Below are 16,062 nucleotides of genomic sequence, written 5' to 3'. Positions count from 1 at the left end.
AAAAAGCAGGACCGATTTCCAGGGAGACTGACGATGGCGATCCAGATTGGCGACAAGCTGCCCGAGGCGAAATTCCGCGTGATGACGGCGGAAGGCCCGCAGGTGAAGACCACCGACGACATCTTCAAGGGCAAGAAGGTGGCGCTGTTCGCGGTGCCCGGCGCCTATACCGGCACCTGCCACAAGATGCATCTGCCGAGCATCTTCCTCAACGCCTATGCCATGAAGGACAAGGGCGTCGACACCATCGCCATCGTCTCCGTCAACGACGCCTTCGTCATGAACGCCTGGAAGCGCGACACCGACCAGCGCGACGAGGCCGTCTTCCTCGCCGACGGCAATGCCGACTTCACCAAGGCAATCGGCATGGAGCTGGACGCCTCCGCCAACGGCCTCGGCATCCGCTCCAAGCGCTATTCGATGCTGGTCGAGGACGGCGTGGTGAAGAAGCTGAACCTCGAGGCGATGCCCGGCAAGGTCGAGGTGTCGGGCGGAGATACGCTGCTCGGGCAGCTGTAAGGCGACCGCCGCTTTCAGCCACATGACGCTGTCATGCCCCGCGAAGGCGGGGCATCCAGTATTCCAGAGACAGCAATTATTGAATCGAGGGGCCGCGGCGTACTGGATCGCCCGCCTTCGCGGGCGATGACAGCGGAAAGCGTGGCGCTTTTGCCCCGCCTATTCCCTCACCCTCTGCTGCAATCTTGCCATCGCGATGCCGTCGCGCGCCAGCTGATCGGCGCGCTCGTTCTCCGAGTGCCCGGCGTGGCCCCTGACCCAATGCCAGCGGACCTCGTGCTGCTTCAGCGCGGCGTCGAGGCGCTGCCATAGCTCCACGTTCTTCACCGGCTTCTTGTCGGCGGTGCGCCAGCCGTTGCGCTTCCAGCCGAAGATCCAGCCGGTGATGCCCTGCCGGACATATTGGCTGTCGGTGTAGAGATCGACCGTGCACGGCCTCTTCAGCGCTTCGAGCGCCGAGATCGCCGCCATCAATTCCATCTGGTTGTTGGTGGTGTGCGGCTGGCCGCCGTTCAGCTCTTTCTCCTTGTCGCCGAACTTCAGGATCGCGCCCCAGCCGCCCGGCCCGGGATTTCCGGAGCAGGCGCCGTCGGTATAGATCGTGACATTGGGAAGTGCGCTCACGCCACCAGCCCCGATGGGATCAGCCCATAATCGCGCACGCTCGTCACGCTCTGATGGAAGCGCAGCTTGCGGACATATTCGAGCGGATCCTTCGGCTTGACCAGCGCGCCCGGCGGCACGTTGAGCCAGTCGACCAGCCGCGTCAGCAGGAAGCGGATTGCAGCGCCCCGCGCCAGCAGCGGCAGCGCGGCCTCTTCGGCTTGGGAGAGCTTGCGCACGCGGCCATAGGCGTTGAGGAAGGCACGCGCCTTGGTGACGTTGAAAGAATGATCCGGCTCGAAGCACCAGGCGTTGAGGCAGATCGCGACGTCATAGGCCAGCATGTCGTTGCAGGCGAAGGTGAAGTCGATGATCCCCGAGAGCTGGTCGCCGAGGAAAAAGGCGTTGTCGTTGAAAAGGTCGGCGTGGATCACGCCTTCGGGCAGGTCGCTCGGCCAGACCCCGCTGGAGAGATAATCGAGCTCGGCGGCGAGGAAGGCGCGCAGCCCCGGCTGCACCTCGTCTGCACGATCCGAAGCCGCATCGAACAGCGGCCGCCAGCCCGAAACCGACAGCGCATTGGCGCGCCGGACCGCGAAATCGGCGCCAGCCAGGTGCATCTTCGCCAGCGCTTCGCCGACGCCGGCGCAATGGGTCGCATTCGGCTTGCGCGGCCAGACCCCTTCGAGAAAGGTGATGATCGCGGCCGGACGGCCCGACAGCTCGCGCAGCGCCTTGCCGTCCCTCGCCTTTACCGGCAACGGGCAGTTGATGCCGTGCTCGGCGAGATGCGTCATCAGCGCGAGGAAGAACGGCAGGTCGTTCTTCGCCACGCGCTTCTCATAGAGCGTGAGGATGAACGAGCCTTTGCTGGTGTGCAGCAGGAAGTTGGAGTTCTCGACGCCCTCGGCGATGCCCTTGTAGGAGAGCAGCTCGCCGAGATCGTATTGCTTCAGAAAGTCCGCAAGCTCGTCGGCAGCAACGTCGGTGTAGACCGCCATGCAGATTTACTCTGCAGCGGCTTCGGGGCGCACCTGACGCGGCAACGGGAAGAACTCGTTCTCTTCCGCGGCCGAGACCGTCTCCACGTGCAGCGTGTAGCGCTCGGCGAACGCATCCATGATCTCCTCGACGATCACCTCTGGCGCGGACGCGCCCGCGGTGATGCCGAGGCTCTTGATGTTGCCGAACCTGCCCCAGTCGATGTCGGCGGCGCGCTGCGCCAGCACCGCGATCTTGCAGCCCTCGCGCTCGGCAACCTCGCGCAGGCGCTGCGAGTTCGACGAATTGGGGGCACCGACGACGATGAGCGCGTCCACCACCGGCGCCACCTTCTTCACCGCCAGCTGGCGGTTGGTGGTGGCGTAGCAGATGTCTTCCTTGTGCGGCCCGTTGATGTTCGGGAAGCGCTCCTTGAGCAGCGCCACGATCTCCGCGGTGTCGTCGATCGACAGCGTGGTCTGGGTCACGAAGGCGAGGTTGTTGGGGTCCTTCGGCGTGATGGTCTTGGCGTCCTCGGCGGTCTCGATCAGGGTCACGGCGCCGGGCGGCAGCTGGCCGAGCGTGCCGACCACCTCGGGATGGTGGGAATGGCCGATCAGGAAAATCTCGCGCCCGCGCTTGAAGTGGATCGCGGCCTCGCGATGCACCTTGGTCACCAGCGGGCAGGTCGCATCCAGCGAGAACAGGTTGCGGGACTGGGCGTCGGCCGGAACCGACTTCGGCACGCCGTGGGCCGAGAACACCACGGGGGCGGTGGTATTCTCCGGGATTTCGGCGAGCTCCTCGACGAAGATGGCGCCCTTCTTCTTCAACCCATCGACGACGTACTTGTTGTGCACAATTTCATGGCGAACATAGACGGGCGCGCCGTATTTATCGAGCGCCCGTTCCACGGTGTCGATCGCCCGGACCACCCCGGCACAGAAGCCGCGAGGAGAACAAAGCACGATCTTGAGGTCTGGTTTGGCTGACATTGAGCGATCTCGGGACCGAATCACCCGTTTCGCCTTCTGGCGGGGGCGGTCGATGGATGGGAATTGGGCTTAAAACTGTCGGCGTGAACCCTACGCCGGTTCAAAGGGAATTGGGCCCCCTTTCGGGCGGTGTCAAGGCACTATCTATAGCAGAACCATTGCATGGCTACCCCCTCCGGGCTTATATAGCGCGAATTCCCTGTCATCGCTGATGACCACCGGTTTCGCCTCCAGAGGGGTGGGCGAAGCACAAAGGAGATTTGCCATGAGCAACGCACCTCTGATGCCCAAGGCGACCGCCGTTTGGCTGCTCGACAACACCGCGCTGACCTTCGACCAGGTCGCCGATTTCACCAAGATGCATCCCCTTGAGGTGCGCGCCATCGCCGACGGCGACGCCGCCCAGGGCATCAAGGGCATGGATCCCCTCTCCAACGGCCAGCTGACCCGCGAGGAGATCGAGAAGGGCGAGAAGAACCCGGACTACCGGCTCCGCCTCCAGGAGAGCAAGGTGGTGCTGCCGCCCCAGCCCAAGCGCAAGGGCCCGCGTTATACCCCGGTCTCGCGCCGCCATGAGCGCCCGAGCGCCATCCTCTGGCTGCTCCGCAGCCATCCGGAACTCAAGGACGCGCAGATCATGCGTCTGGTCGGCACCACCAAGAGCACCATCGCCAGCGTGCGCGACCGCACCCACTGGAACACGTCCCAGCTGACCCCGATCGATCCGGTCACGCTCGGCCTCTGCTCGCAGATCGAGCTCGATTTCGAAGTGGCGCGCGCGGCAAAGGAAAAGCCGATCGACGCAGCCTATGGCGGCGCCACCCTGCTGCCGGCCTCCGAGACCACCCGCAAGGACGAGTACGAGCCCGCGGAGAAATCCAGCGACGACCTCAACGTCGACGCCGTGTTCGCCAAGCTGAAGACGCTCGGCGGCAAGAAGCACGAAAACGAGGAGGAGTAGTTCCCCCTTCGACGATCGACCGAACGAAAAAACGCGGCAGGGGAACCTGCCGCGTTTTTTGCGTGTGAGATCGCGGGCGTCGAGACAGACGTCGCGAACGCCTCAGAACTTGTACGTCACGCCCGCGCCGACCAGCCAGGGATCGATATGCGCGGTGCCGGTGACCGGCAGGCCGGAAACGGTCGCGCTATAGTCCGGGCGCAGCCAGAGCTTCTTGACGTCGACGTTGAGACCCCAATGCCGATCGATCATGTAGTCGAAGCCGAACTGGACGGCGCCGCCCCAGGCATTGCTGACATGCAGATTGGTGGTGGTGGCGACGATGGCGGGCGGCCCGGCGATTGCCGCCAGCGCGTTGGCGGCGGAATTGTTGAAGAACACGGTGTAGTTCACGCCCGCGCCGACATACGGCTTGAACGCGCCGAACTGGTCGAAGTGATATTGCAGCGTCAGCGTCGGGGGCAGCAGCGTGGTCTTGCCGATCGGCAGGTTCGCGAGCGAGCCGGTGCCGCTGATCGAATGCCTGGTCACGCCCAGGATCAATTCGGCCGCGATGTTCTTGGTGAAGAAATAGCTGATGTCGAGCTCGGGCACGACCTGATCGCTGATCGACAGGCCCGAATTCGGCGACGACAGCGAAGGCACGCCGGCGACATTGACGGTGCTCCCGCCCGCATCCGGCAATACGCCGAGCACCCGCAGGCGCACCATCCACGGATTGAACGCCTCCACCGGCGGCGGCGCCTTCTTGTAGACCGGCAGATCTGCCGCCTGCACTGATGCAAAGGTGCCCGCGAGCATCGCGCCGAGCGTCGCGACCTGCGCCAGGTTTCTTATCGTTCCATCCATTTTCAATCCCCTTCAACCATGTCCACGCGTCGTTGCGCGACATCAGCGTCAGAGCAGAAAGAGGGTGGTGCGGGATTTGATGCCGATCAAACCGGGACTATCGCGACGCGATTTGGCCCGGGCGTTGCAGATGTGTCACGGAAAGCGCGAATGCGAAGCGGATGGCGTGGCAACATAGTGCCGCCGCTCACATCACGGCCGCACAGGATTGTTCAGCATGTATTCGCCGAGATCGCGCTGGCGGCGGTCGGCGCGCGCGGTGGCGGCATTGCGCTGGACGTCGCGGTCCTTGCGGCAGGCCACGTATTCCGGCGAGCCCTGCGCATAGCCCCGGCTCTGGCAGACCGCATCGTCGTCGTCGCCGCCCATCGCCACTGGCGTCTGATAGCGCGCCGAGCAGGCGGAGAGAGCGACGGCGAGCAGAGAGATTGCCCCATACTGCGCGAGTTTGGCTGACATTTGGTCGTCCTGTCTCATTCGTCATTGCCGGGCTTGACCCGGCAGTCCATCGAAATCAAGGCAAGTGCTTGCTCATTGATGGATGCCCGGGTCAAGCCCGGGCATGACAGAAGGGCAAACTCACACCCGTCCCTTCAGCGCCTCGCCGATTTCGTCGAGTGCCTTGGGATCCTCAATCGTCGCCGGCATGGTCCAGGATTCGCCGTCGGCGATCTTCTTGATGGTGCCGCGAAGGATCTTGCCGGAGCGCGTCTTGGGCAGGCGGCCGACGGTGATGGCGAGCTTGAACGCGGCGACGGGGCCGAGCTTGTCGCGCACCAGCGCGATGATCTCCTTCTCGATCTCGGCGGGCGGGCGCTTCACGCCCGCCTTCAGCACCAGGAAGCCGCACGGCACCTCGCCCTTGATGGCGTCCTTGACGCCGAGCACGGCGCATTCGGCGACATCGGGATGCGAGGCCAGGATCTCCTCCATGCCGCCGGTGGAGAGGCGATGGCCGGCGACGTTGATGATGTCGTCGGTGCGGCCCATCACGAAGACATAGCCGTCCTCGTCCTTGTAGCCGGCGTCGGAGGTTTTGTAATAGCCGGGGAATTCGCTCAGGTATGCCTCCTTGAAGCGCTCGTCCTGGTTCCACAGCGTCGGCAGGCAGCCCGGCGGCATCGGCAGCTTGATGACGATCGAGCCCATGGTGTTGGGGCCGACCGGCTTTGCCGCTTCGTCGACGACATCGACCTGATAGCCCGGCATCGGCACCGTCGGCGAGCCGTGCTTCACCGGCAGCATGCCGAGGCCGACCGGATTGCCGGCGATGCACCAGCCGGTCTCGGTCTGCCACCAATGGTCGATCACCGGCACCTTCAGCTGCTGCTCCGCCCATTCGACGGTCGGCGGATCGGCACGCTCGCCCGCGAGGAACAGGGTACGGAATTTGGACAGGTCGTACTGCCGGATGAATTTCCCATCCGGGTCTTCCTTGCGGATGGCGCGAAAGGCTGTCGGCGCAGTGAAGAAGGCGACTGCCTTGTGCTCGGAGATCACGCGCCAGAACGCGCCGGCGTCGGGCGTGCCGACCGGCTTGCCCTCGTACATGATCGTGGTCGCGCCGTGCAGCAGCGGGCCGTAGACGATGTAGCTGTGGCCGACCACCCAGCCGATGTCGGAGCCGCACCACCAGACCTCGCCCGGCTTGACGCCATAGAGGTTGAACATCGACCATTTCACCGCGACGAGATGCCCGCCATTGTCGCGCACGACGCCCTTCGGCACGCCGGTCGTGCCCGATGTGTAGAGGATGTAAAGCGGATCTGTCGCGGCGACAGGCACGCAAGCCGCGCGCTTGCCATCGTTCAGCGCCTTGCGGCGCAGGCTGGCCCAGTCGTAGTCGCGGCTCGGCGTCATCTCGCAGGTGAGCTGCGGACGCTGCAACACGATGCAGGCCTTCGGCTTGCTGCTGGCAAGCCTGATCGCCTCGTCGAGCAGCGGCTTGTACTGCACGATGCGGCCGGGCTCGATGCCGCAGCTGGCGGACAGGATCAGCTTGGGCTGCGCATCGTCGATGCGGGTGGCAAGCTCCTTCGCGGCAAAGCCGCCGAATACCACGGAGTGCACCGCCCCGAGCCGCGCGCAGGCGAGCATCGCGACCACCGCCTCGGGCACCATCGGCATATAGAGGATGACACGGTCGCCCTTGGCGACGCCGAAATCCTGCATGATTGCGGCGAGTGCCTGGACCTCGTTCAGCAGGTCGGCATAGGTGAACTTGGTGACCGAGCCCGTCAGCGGCGAATCATGGATCAGCGCGACCTGGTCGGCGCGGCCGCGTTCGACGTGGCGGTCGAGGGCGTTGTAGCAGGTGTTGACGACGCCACCGGCAAACCAGCGACCGTAGGTTCCTTGCGAGGGATCGAAGATCTTCGTCGCAGGCTCGATCCAGTCGATCTCTTTCGCCGCCTCGGCCCAGAAGCCCTCCGGATCGGCCAGCGAGCGCGCATGAACCTCGTGATAACGGCTTTTGCCCTGAACATTCATTCCCGCGCTCCCGTTCCCTTTATTCGCCAGGCTGCGACCCTTGTGGCAGGACAGCTTCCCCGCCATGACCAGGATCAATTGCCGGCCTTGTTGTGGGCTTATTTTCGCGGGAATGGGCCGCCGTTCAAGCTGAAAAGGATGGGCCCTTGAAGGAGTCACAGGGCTGGCCGCATTGGCGGTGCGCTCCCTCGCCCCGTTCTTACGGGGAGAGGGCCGGGGTGAGGGGCCGCATCGGCGAATACGGTGAGAGATGAGTTCGCGGAGAGCCCCCTCACCCGGAATTTGCTAATCGCAAATTCCGGCCTCTCCCCGCACGCGGGGAGAGGCTAAGAACGCCTAGCTCTCCATCGCGTTCAAGCGCTGCAAGCGATCCTGCATGACCTTTTTCAGATCATAGCCGGGGCGACGGAAACTCGCATCGCGCGTGGCGAGGAAATCGCGCTGCGACTTGCGCAGGCTGTCTGCGGCGCGCTTGCTCGCGGATTTCAGCACCCGCCCGTAAGCCTCGGCGATCTGGCGGTCGAGCACGCCGAGCTGAGGATCGGCGCAGATTGCTTTCTCGACCTCGCGCTTTGCGGTGGCACAATCGAAGGACGGCCCGCTGTCGTCGGCCGAGCGCGCATGCATCGGGCCCGGGGACGCCGCGCCGAACCTGGCGATCTCGGCGATCATGCTGCGGCGGCCGTTTGCTGCATTCTCGTTGCCAGGATCCAGCTTCAGCGCCGTCTCATAATCGGCCAGCGCCTTCTTGCGCTCGCCCATCTTCTTGTAGAGCACCGCGCGATTGTTGTAGGCCTTCGCGAAATTCGGGTCGAGCTTGAGCGCAGCCTCGTAGTCGCTCAGCGCCGCCCCGAGCTCGCCCTTGAACTGGTAGGAATCGCCGCGGTTGGTCAGGAAGTTGGCGCGCTGCTCCCGCCGGATCGCCTGGTCGTAATCGGCAATCGCCTTGTCGTACTCGCCCATCGCCGCATAGGTCAGGCCGCGATTGTCGTAATATTCCGGCACCTTCGGATCGAGCCTGATCGCCTCACCGTCGTCGGCGACCGCCTTGTCGAGCTGGCCGAGCTTCTTGTAGGCCGCACCGCGATTGGTGTAGGTGCGCGCGCGGTTTGGATCCAGCCGCAGCGCCTCGTCGAAATTCCTGATCGCCTTCTCGTTGTCGCCGCCGAGATAATAGGCGACGCCGCGATCGGACCAGGCTTGCGCATCGTCCGGCTTCAGCTTGAGCGCCTGGTCGTAATCGGCGAGCGCGCGGTCGAGCCGGCGCTGACTGGTGTAGACGATGCCGCGCAGCTCGTAAGCTTCGGCATCCTGCGGGTCGAGCTCGATCGCCTTGGTCAGATCCGCCGCGGCTCGATTGAGGTCGCCGCCGGCCTCGCGCAGGAGGTCGCCGCGCACCCGCCAGGCCTTCGCGTTCTTGCCGTCGAGCGCGATCGCGCGGTCGAGATCCCGCAGCGCCTGTGACTGGCCTCCAAGGGTCTGCGCATTGGCTTCCGCGCGGACGACGAGGGCCACGCTGCGGTCGGCGGCGGGATTGGCGGTCTGGTCGATGATGGCGCTGCACGCGGAGATCAACTCGGCCGGGGCGGCCTTGCTCCCCAGCACGCACTCGGTGCTCGCCGCGGCGGGGGCCGCAAGAACGAAACTCATGGCCGCGCCAAGGAAGAGGGCGCGAAGCGAGATTTTGGCAGGCGAAAGCGCTTGCGCGGAGGCGTGAGTGCCGCACATGACATAGGGCTCCGTGACGTCGGGTTCTCACAATTGTCGCAGCTGGCAAGGAATGGGTTCAAACCGGGCTCGTCGTCCGGGGCGGGTGGCGCCTGCCTCGCTTGCGGGAGAGGCAAGGACTCAATATCCATCAACCCCGTTGAGCCGCTGCAAGCGTTGCTGCATCGCCTTCTTCAGGTCGTATCCCGGCCGGCCGAAATCGGCATTGCGGCGCGCAATGAACTCGTCCTGCTCGCGCTGGAGCGCTTTGGCCTCGGCCGCGTTGCGCGCTTCACGGATCGCACGGGCATTGGAGGCAAAGACCTCGCGATCGAGATCGGCGAGCTCGCGATTGCCGCAGATCGCCCTTTCCACCGCCCGACGCGCTCGCAGGCAGCTGAAGCTGGGCTTGCCGGCGAGCGCCATCTGCGCGCCCATCCGCTCGATCTCGCGCGCCATCGCCTTGTGATTGGCTTTGGCCCTCTCGTGGTTCGGATCGATCCTGAGCGCTGTGCCGAAATCCTGCACCGCCTTCGGCTTGTCACCCTTCTTCAGCCAGAGCTCGCCGCGCGCGTTGAAGATGTCCGCAAGGCCAGGATCGAGCAGAAGAGCACGGCTGTCGTCGGCGATGGCGCGGTCGACCTGATCGTGCCGCGCATAGAGCGCCCCGCGCGCGATCAGGGCCTTGATCAGGTCACCCTTCGCCGTCTTCTCGTTCTCGATCACCTCAGTGCAGGCAGTGGCCGCCTTGTCCAGGTCATCGGCTGCGGCCGCAGCGAGGCAGGGCGCGACATCGACCTGCGTCACGGCCACCGGCTCGCCGCCGGTCGCGGCATCGGCCCGGGCGAACGAGAACGCGCAGAGCAGTCCGGCGCCGATCAGCTGAATGAGAAAACGCATGCTCGTTGCAGTCGAAGCCTTGTCGTCGATGTTAAGCTCTTGCGTTGAAGCCGCACCATCCCTCATACGGCCGGATTGGTGCTAGCTTGTGGCGCCGCTGAAACCGGCTTCGGGGATCATCGTGTCGACATTCGAATGGATCATTGCGCTGCTGCTCGGCGCCGTTGGCTTATCGGCGCTGGCGCGGCGGATCAAGGTCCCCTACCCGACCTTTCTCGCCATCGGCGGCGCGCTGATCGCTTTCGTGCCGTCGAGCCCGTCCTGGGCGCTGGAGCCGGACCTCGCCCTCGCCCTTTTTGTCGCACCGGTCCTGCTCGATGCCGCCTTCGACACGTCGCTGCGCGACCTTCGCAACAACTGGGTTCCGGTTTCGACCCTGGTGGTGGCGGCGGTCGGCCTGACCACCGCCGGCGTGGCCTATGTCGCGCACCGGCTGATGCCCGACATGCCCTGGGCCGCCGCGGTCGCGCTCGGCGCCATCGTGGCGCCGCCGGACGCGGCCGCTGCCGTTGCGATCCTGAGCCAGGTCAAGCTGCCCCACCGCATGGTCAAGGTGCTGGAGGGCGAAAGCCTGCTCAACGATGCCAGCGCGCTGCTGATCTATCGCATCGCAGTCGGCGCCGTCGCCACCGAGCATCTGACCTGGAGCCAGGTCGCCCCAACCATGGCGCTGGCGCTGGTTGGCAGCGTCATCGCGGGTCTGGCCGCAGGCCGCATCATTCCGCTGTTCATGGAGCGGGTGACGGAGGCGCCGAGCGCCATCATCGTGCAGTTCGCCACCACCTTCATGGTCTGGATCGCCGCCGAGCATCTCGGCCTCTCCGGCATCCTCACCATCGTGGTCTACGCCATCACAGTCGCGCGCACCGCACCGGCGCGCATCCCGGCGCGGCTGCGGGTGCCGTCCTATGCGGTGTGGGAGACGACCGTGTTCGTGCTCAACGTGCTCGCCTTCATGCTGATCGGCATGCAGATGCGGCCGATCTGGACGCGGCTGGATGCGGACGTGCGCTGGGAATATTGCGTGGCGGCCGCCTGGATCCTGCTCACGGTGATCCTGGTGCGCCTGTTCTGGGTGACGTTCTATCGCACGAGTCTGCGGGTGCTGATCGCGCAGGGACTCTATCATCCCAAGGATCCGCAGCAGGTGGCCTCGCCCAAGGGCGGGCTCATTATCTCCTGGTGCGGCATGCGCGGCCTCGTTACGCTCGCCACCGCCTTTGCCTTGCCGGAAAACTTTCCCTATCGCGACTTCATCGTCTTCATCGCCTTTGCGGTGGTGCTGGGATCGCTGGTGATCCAGGGCCTGACGTTGCGGCCGCTGATCCTTGCTTTCAACCTCAAGGACGACGATCCCGTCGGCATCGAGGTCGCACGCGGCCGCGCCGTGGCCTATCGCGCCGCGCTCGATGCGATCGAGAGCGATCCGTCGGAGGAGGCGGAAATCCTGCGGCTCGAATATCGCGCCATCCTGACGCAGGCCGAGATCGATCCCAACGGCGGCATCAGCAACGGCGAACTGCCAGCCGATCCCCTGCGCCGCCGGGCCATCGAAGCCGCGCGCAAGGCGATCTTCGATCTGCGCGCCACCGAGGTGATCGGCGACGATGCGTTTCATCGGCTCGAGGAGGAGCTCGATCGCGCAGAATTGAGCGCTGGGGGATGAGATTCGCGGCGGCTGCAAAACACAATGGCGTTGAACCAAACTCCGCCTCCCCAGACTCACTCCTGATGACGACCCTGATCGACGACCGTCGTGTACGCGCGCGTGATGCGTCGCCTGCACGATATTTTTATCTCCACATGGCGCTCGCCTGCGCGGCCACCGCCTTTCTCGGCTTCGCACCGACCTATTGGGTGCCGCTCGCTCACCGGACATTGTCCGCAAGCCCGGTGATTCATTTTCACGGACTCTTGTTCTTCACTTGGTCGCTCTATTTCGTGCTCCAGACCTGGCTCGCGGCCTCGGGCCGTGTGGTCAACCACCGCTCGTTCGGCATTGTCGGCGTCTCGCTTGCGACCGCAATGGTCATTTTTGGCTTCTTCGCGTCCGTGACCTCGATGAAGAACGCCGCGGCACTTGGGCAGACCGATGCAGGCATCGCCTTCTCCATCGTGCCGCTTAGCGGCATCGCGTTCTTTGCCGTGGTGTTCGTGCTCGCCATCATGAACACGCGCAGGCCCGAGGTTCACAAACGCCTGATGCTGCTCGCGGCGGTCTCGATCCTCGACGCCGCGATCGCGCGCTGGTTCCTGACCTTCCTCGCACCTCCTGGACCTCCCGGCCCGCCGCCGGTGCCGGTCACGATCGCGCCGGCTGTGGTCGCCTGCCTTCTGCTTGTCGTCGCCATGGTGCGCGACTGGCGCTCCGAGGGCCGCGTGCATCCGGTGTACATTATTGGCACGCTCGCGCTTCTGGCGGTGAAGGTGCTGAACTGGCCGGTCAGCGAAACGGCGGCCTGGCACGCATTTGCCGGCGGCATCCTCGCGCTGGCGCAGTAGGCGACCAACACGCCGCTGTCGTCCCGAGTCATGTGAGGGTGCACCCATCACGGCGGATTCTAAAGCGCGATGCGATTAGGATGAATCGTCATCGCGCTTTAGCTTATTGTTTGAGCATGATCTTTTCGGAAAACCGCTACGCACTTTTCCGGATCATGCTCTAGAACCGCGGCAAATCCGGGAACGCCAGCTTGCCCGCGTGCACATGCATGCGGCCGAGCTCGGCGCAGCGGTGCAGGGTCGGAAAGACTTTACCGGGATTGAGCAGGCCCTTCGCGTCGAAGGCGCATTTCAGGCGCTGCTGCTGGTTGAGGTCGATCTCGCTGAACATGTCGGGCATGAGGTCGCGCTTCTCGATGCCGACGCCGTGCTCGCCGGTGAGCGCGCCGCCGAACTCGACGCAGGCGCGCAGGATGTCGGCGCCGAAGGCTTCGGCGCGCTCGATCTCGCCGGGCTTGTTGGCATCGTAGAGGATCAAGGGGTGCAGATTGCCGTCGCCGGCGTGGAACACGTTGGCGCAGCCGAGCTGGTACTTTTCCGAGAGCTCGCGAATGCGCGCCAGCGCCTTCGGCAGCGCGCCGCGCGGGATGGTGCCGTCCATGCAGAGATAATCGGGTGAAATGCGGCCCACGGCGGGGAACGCGGCCTTGCGGCCGGCCCAGAACAGGTTGCGCTCGGCCTCGGAATTGGAGATCTGCAGCGTCACCGAGCCGCAGCCTCTCGCGATGCTCTCGACCCGCGTGATCAGCTCGTCGACCTCGATCTTGGGCCCGTCGAGCTCGATGATGAGCAGTGCCTCGACAGCGAGCGGATAGCCGGCATGGACGAAGGCCTCCGCGGCGTGGATCGCCGGCTTGTCCATCATCTCCATGCCGCCGGGGATGATGCCGGCGCCGATGATGCGGGCCACGCATTCGCCGGCCGCCTCGACTTGCGCAAAGCCGACCATCAGCGCGCGCGCCGTCTCAGGCTTCTGCAGGATGCGCACCGTGATCTCCGTGATGACGCCGAGCAGGCCCTCGGAACCGGTGATGACGCCCATCAGGTCATAGCCGGGATTTTCGCATCCCTTGCCGCCGATGCGCAGGATCTCGCCGCTCATCAGCACGATCTCGCAGCCGAGCACGTTGTTGGTGGTCATGCCGTATTTCAGGCAGTGCACGCCGCCGGAATTTTCCGCCACGTTGCCGCCGATCGAGCAGGCGATCTGCGAGGACGGATCGGGCGCGTAATAGAAGCCGGCATGGGCGACCGCCTGGCTGATTGCGAGGTTGGTGACGCCAGGCTCGGTGACCACGACGCGGTTGTCGAAATCGATCTCGCGGATGCGCTTGAACTTGCCGAGGCCGAGCAGCACGCCGTCCTCGAGCGGCAGCGCGCCGCCGGACAGCGAGGTGCCGGAGCCGCGCGGCACCACTTTGATGTTCTGCGCGGCACAATATTTCAGGACGAGCGAGACCTGCTCGGTCGTATCCGGCAGCACCACGACCATCGGCGGCTGCCGATAGGCGGTCAGCCCGTCGGATTCATAGGCCCGCATCTCGGCGAGGCTGTCGATCACGCCCTCGCCCGGCACGATTGCGCGCAAGGCCGCGACGATTTCGCTGCGACGCGCCAGCACGGCCTGGTCGCTTGCGGGCATCATGATGGCCATTTTGAGAAGCCTTCGTCCGACAGGTGGAATTATCTTGGCAAATCAATCATATCTGGCCGTCTTTGGGTAGGTCCTCCGAAGGTCGCATTGCTTTGTTGCAGCGCAAGTTCTCTCTGGGGCAAGTCTGCTAGCAGGAAACCTGTCAAAGTTTCGCGGCTTGTCCACTTGCACCGGACCTGCCAAAACCACGACCCTTCATCTGACCCGGGAAGAGACGAAGAGCACACTTATGACAAAACTGACTTTCGGCGCGCTGACGATCCTCAGCGTCATTGCCACCGCACCCGCCGCGATGGCGCAGGATGTCGCGGCCGGCAAGACATCGTTCAACAAGTGCCTGGCCTGCCACGCGATCGGCGAAGGCGCCAAGAACAAGGTGGGCCCCGAGCTCAACGGCCTCAATGGCCGCAAGTCGGGTACGGTTGAGGGCTATAGCTACTCGGACGCGAACAAGAACTCCGGCATCACCTGGGACGAGGCCACGTTCAAGGAATACATCAAGGACCCCAAGGCCAAGATCCCCGGAACCAAGATGGCATTCGCCGGCATCAAGAACGAGACCGAGATCAACAATCTCTGGGCCTTCATCGCCCAATACGACAAGGACGGGAAGATCAAGCAGTAAGCGCACGAGAGGCGGCCGCTAGAGCTTCGGTTCTGATTGGGTCAGAATCCAAGGTCTGGCTTTCTTGTTTGACGCGTTTTCTTCACGCGAGCCGGTTTCCACCTCGCTCGAAAGCGCTTCAGTCGGCGGCCGCCTGCGCCGGGGCGATGTGTCCGATCATCGTCTCGATCTCCGCCTTCACGAGATCCGGCACGGCGTTCTGCACCATGTGGCCGAGATCGGGCAGCACGATCAGCTTTGCATTCGTCACTGCCGCGGCGAACGGGCGCGCGTGGATGCTGGTTCTCACCGTCTTGTCGGGCTCGCCGGCGATGATCGTGACCGGCGCCTCGATCTCGCCATAGCGCGCGACTTGCGCGGCGACCGACTCCTTCAGCGTCACGAGATCATAGGCATTGGCGATGAACTCGCGCGGGCGCAGCAAGAGCGGCGTCGCGGAGTCCTGCACGAAACCATCCGGCATCGTCTGCGGCAGGAACACGTTGCGGGCCCCGGTTTCGGTGATGAAATAGCCGAGCGGCAGCGTGATGGTGTAGGCGAGCAGCGGGCCGATCACGGGCGTTGCGATGATCTCGTTGTAGCGCCCGACTCCGCCGCGCCAGGGATGCGTGACGGGCGCGAGCATCACCAGACCGGCAACGCGGCGAGGGTGATCGAGCGCGATCCGCGCGCCGAGCGCCCCGCTCCAGGAATGCACCACGAACACCGCACGATCGATCCCGAGCTTGCCAAGCGCCTCGTCGATCATGCGCGCCTGAATCTGCGGCGTCGAATCCTGCCGGCTCGCGCGCGTGCTCCAGCCATGGCCGGGGCGGTCGATCAGAATCACGCGATGATCCCGGGCGAGGAGATCGCCGAGCGGCCGCCGCATCGCTTCGAGGTTGGAGCTCGCGCCGTGCAGCATCACGACCGGCGGGCCGGTCTCGCGCGGGCCGATCTCGACGATGTGAAGCGTCGCGCCGTCGACCTCGATCATGCGCCCCTGCGGCGGAAAGGCCCGCTGCACGGCGACGACCCCGGCCTGCGTGAGCAGCGCCAGCAGGACCAGCGCCGTCACGACTGACATCACGATCATGGAGAGAATCCGGGTGATCCTGGGCACGGGGCAGTTACGGGCTTGCTCGTCCGGCAGTTTCGCCGCCGGCGGTCCGCGCTTCCACCGAAAATGCTGGGGCTGTGGATATGTGCATAATTGCGGATCGAGAAAATTCAATGAAATCAGGGCTATTCTAAGCGGCACGCAAGCTTCCGACCAGCTTCATGCGGGCGTCATCGC

The 16,062-nt window shown here is 64.8% G+C and carries 15 protein-coding genes; 5 read left to right on the top strand and 10 right to left on the bottom strand.

Annotated elements, in window-relative coordinates:
- Window positions 1-33 precede the first annotated feature (33 nt).
- On the top strand, window positions 34-519 hold the full coding sequence (locus tag HZZ13_RS22570) for a peroxiredoxin (protein ID WP_197961723.1): 486 nt from the start codon (window positions 34-36) through the stop codon (window positions 517-519).
- 159 nt (window positions 520-678) lie between these two features.
- On the opposite strand, the gene rnhA is transcribed toward HZZ13_RS22570, so the two are convergent.
- From rnhA to ispH, 3 genes are read right to left on the bottom strand one after another with little or no spacing between them, the layout of a single operon-like run.
- Window positions 679-1,143 carry a ribonuclease HI gene (gene rnhA / locus HZZ13_RS22565; RefSeq protein ID WP_197961722.1) on the bottom strand — a complete coding sequence of 155 codons (465 nt, stop codon included), beginning with the start codon at window positions 1,141-1,143 and terminating at the stop codon, window positions 679-681.
- Window positions 1,140-2,123, bottom strand: coding sequence for a homoserine kinase (locus tag HZZ13_RS22560; protein ID WP_197961721.1), 984 nt, complete (start codon window positions 2,121-2,123; stop codon window positions 1,140-1,142). The genes rnhA and HZZ13_RS22560 overlap by 4 nt, the downstream gene beginning before the upstream one ends.
- 6 nt (window positions 2,124-2,129) lie before the next feature.
- Window positions 2,130-3,098 (bottom strand): 4-hydroxy-3-methylbut-2-enyl diphosphate reductase, encoded by a 969-nt coding sequence (ispH, locus tag HZZ13_RS22555; protein WP_197961720.1) that lies wholly within the window; start codon window positions 3,096-3,098, stop codon window positions 2,130-2,132.
- 265 nt (window positions 3,099-3,363) lie between these two features.
- On the opposite strand from ispH, the gene HZZ13_RS22550 reads away from it, so the two are divergent.
- Window positions 3,364-4,059, top strand: a complete 696-nt coding sequence (locus tag HZZ13_RS22550) for a DUF1013 domain-containing protein (protein WP_197961719.1) — start codon at window positions 3,364-3,366, stop codon at window positions 4,057-4,059.
- Between the two features lie 102 nt (window positions 4,060-4,161).
- Here HZZ13_RS22550 and HZZ13_RS22545 read toward each other — a convergent pair whose 3' ends face one another.
- The 5 genes from HZZ13_RS22545 to HZZ13_RS22525 form a co-directional block, all read right to left on the bottom strand.
- Window positions 4,162-4,908: an OmpW/AlkL family protein gene (locus HZZ13_RS22545; RefSeq protein ID WP_197961718.1), complete on the bottom strand. Its 747-nt coding sequence runs from the start codon at window positions 4,906-4,908 to the stop codon at window positions 4,162-4,164.
- Between the two features lie 192 nt (window positions 4,909-5,100).
- Window positions 5,101-5,367: a hypothetical protein gene (locus HZZ13_RS22540; RefSeq protein WP_197961717.1), complete on the bottom strand. Its 267-nt coding sequence runs from the start codon at window positions 5,365-5,367 to the stop codon at window positions 5,101-5,103.
- Window positions 5,368-5,487: 120 nt separating this feature from the next.
- A complete protein-coding gene (locus HZZ13_RS22535; protein ID WP_197961716.1) occupies window positions 5,488-7,398 on the bottom strand; it encodes a propionyl-CoA synthetase in 1,911 nt (636 codons plus the stop codon).
- A 336-nt stretch (window positions 7,399-7,734) separates the two neighbouring features.
- Window positions 7,735-9,126 carry a tetratricopeptide repeat protein gene (locus tag HZZ13_RS22530; RefSeq protein WP_197961715.1) on the bottom strand — a complete coding sequence of 464 codons (1,392 nt, stop codon included), beginning with the start codon at window positions 9,124-9,126 and terminating at the stop codon, window positions 7,735-7,737.
- Between the two features lie 120 nt (window positions 9,127-9,246).
- Window positions 9,247-10,005 carry a tetratricopeptide repeat protein gene (locus HZZ13_RS22525; RefSeq protein ID WP_197961714.1) on the bottom strand — a complete coding sequence of 253 codons (759 nt, stop codon included), beginning with the start codon at window positions 10,003-10,005 and terminating at the stop codon, window positions 9,247-9,249.
- A gap of 88 nt (window positions 10,006-10,093) precedes the next feature.
- Here HZZ13_RS22525 and HZZ13_RS22520 point away from each other — a divergent pair, with 88 nt between their 5' ends.
- On the top strand, window positions 10,094-11,671 hold the full coding sequence (locus tag HZZ13_RS22520; protein ID WP_197961713.1) for a cation:proton antiporter: 1,578 nt from the start codon (window positions 10,094-10,096) through the stop codon (window positions 11,669-11,671).
- Window positions 11,672-11,736: 65 nt separating this feature from the next.
- A complete protein-coding gene (locus HZZ13_RS22515) occupies window positions 11,737-12,507 on the top strand; it encodes a hypothetical protein (RefSeq protein ID WP_197961712.1) in 771 nt (256 codons plus the stop codon).
- A 160-nt stretch (window positions 12,508-12,667) separates the two neighbouring features.
- Here HZZ13_RS22515 and HZZ13_RS22510 read toward each other — a convergent pair whose 3' ends face one another.
- Window positions 12,668-14,161, bottom strand: coding sequence for an FAD-linked oxidase C-terminal domain-containing protein (locus tag HZZ13_RS22510; protein WP_197961711.1), 1,494 nt, complete (start codon window positions 14,159-14,161; stop codon window positions 12,668-12,670).
- 229 nt (window positions 14,162-14,390) lie between these two features.
- Between HZZ13_RS22510 and cycA the strand changes: the two genes are divergently transcribed.
- Entirely contained in the window at window positions 14,391-14,786 is a 396-nt protein-coding gene (gene cycA, locus HZZ13_RS22505) for a cytochrome c-550 CycA (RefSeq protein ID WP_197961710.1), read from the top strand.
- Between the two features lie 118 nt (window positions 14,787-14,904).
- Here cycA and HZZ13_RS22500 read toward each other — a convergent pair whose 3' ends face one another.
- Entirely contained in the window at window positions 14,905-15,861 is a 957-nt protein-coding gene (locus tag HZZ13_RS22500; RefSeq protein WP_197961709.1) for an alpha/beta fold hydrolase, read from the bottom strand.
- Between the last annotated feature and the right edge of the window lie 201 nt (window positions 15,862-16,062).

Origin of the sequence: Bradyrhizobium agreste, from assembly GCF_016031625.1 — a bacterium.
GTDB lineage: Bacteria > Pseudomonadota > Alphaproteobacteria > Rhizobiales > Xanthobacteraceae > Bradyrhizobium > Bradyrhizobium agreste.
Note: the sequence above shows the minus strand (reverse complement) of the source record. Positions and strands in the feature narration are given on the sequence as shown.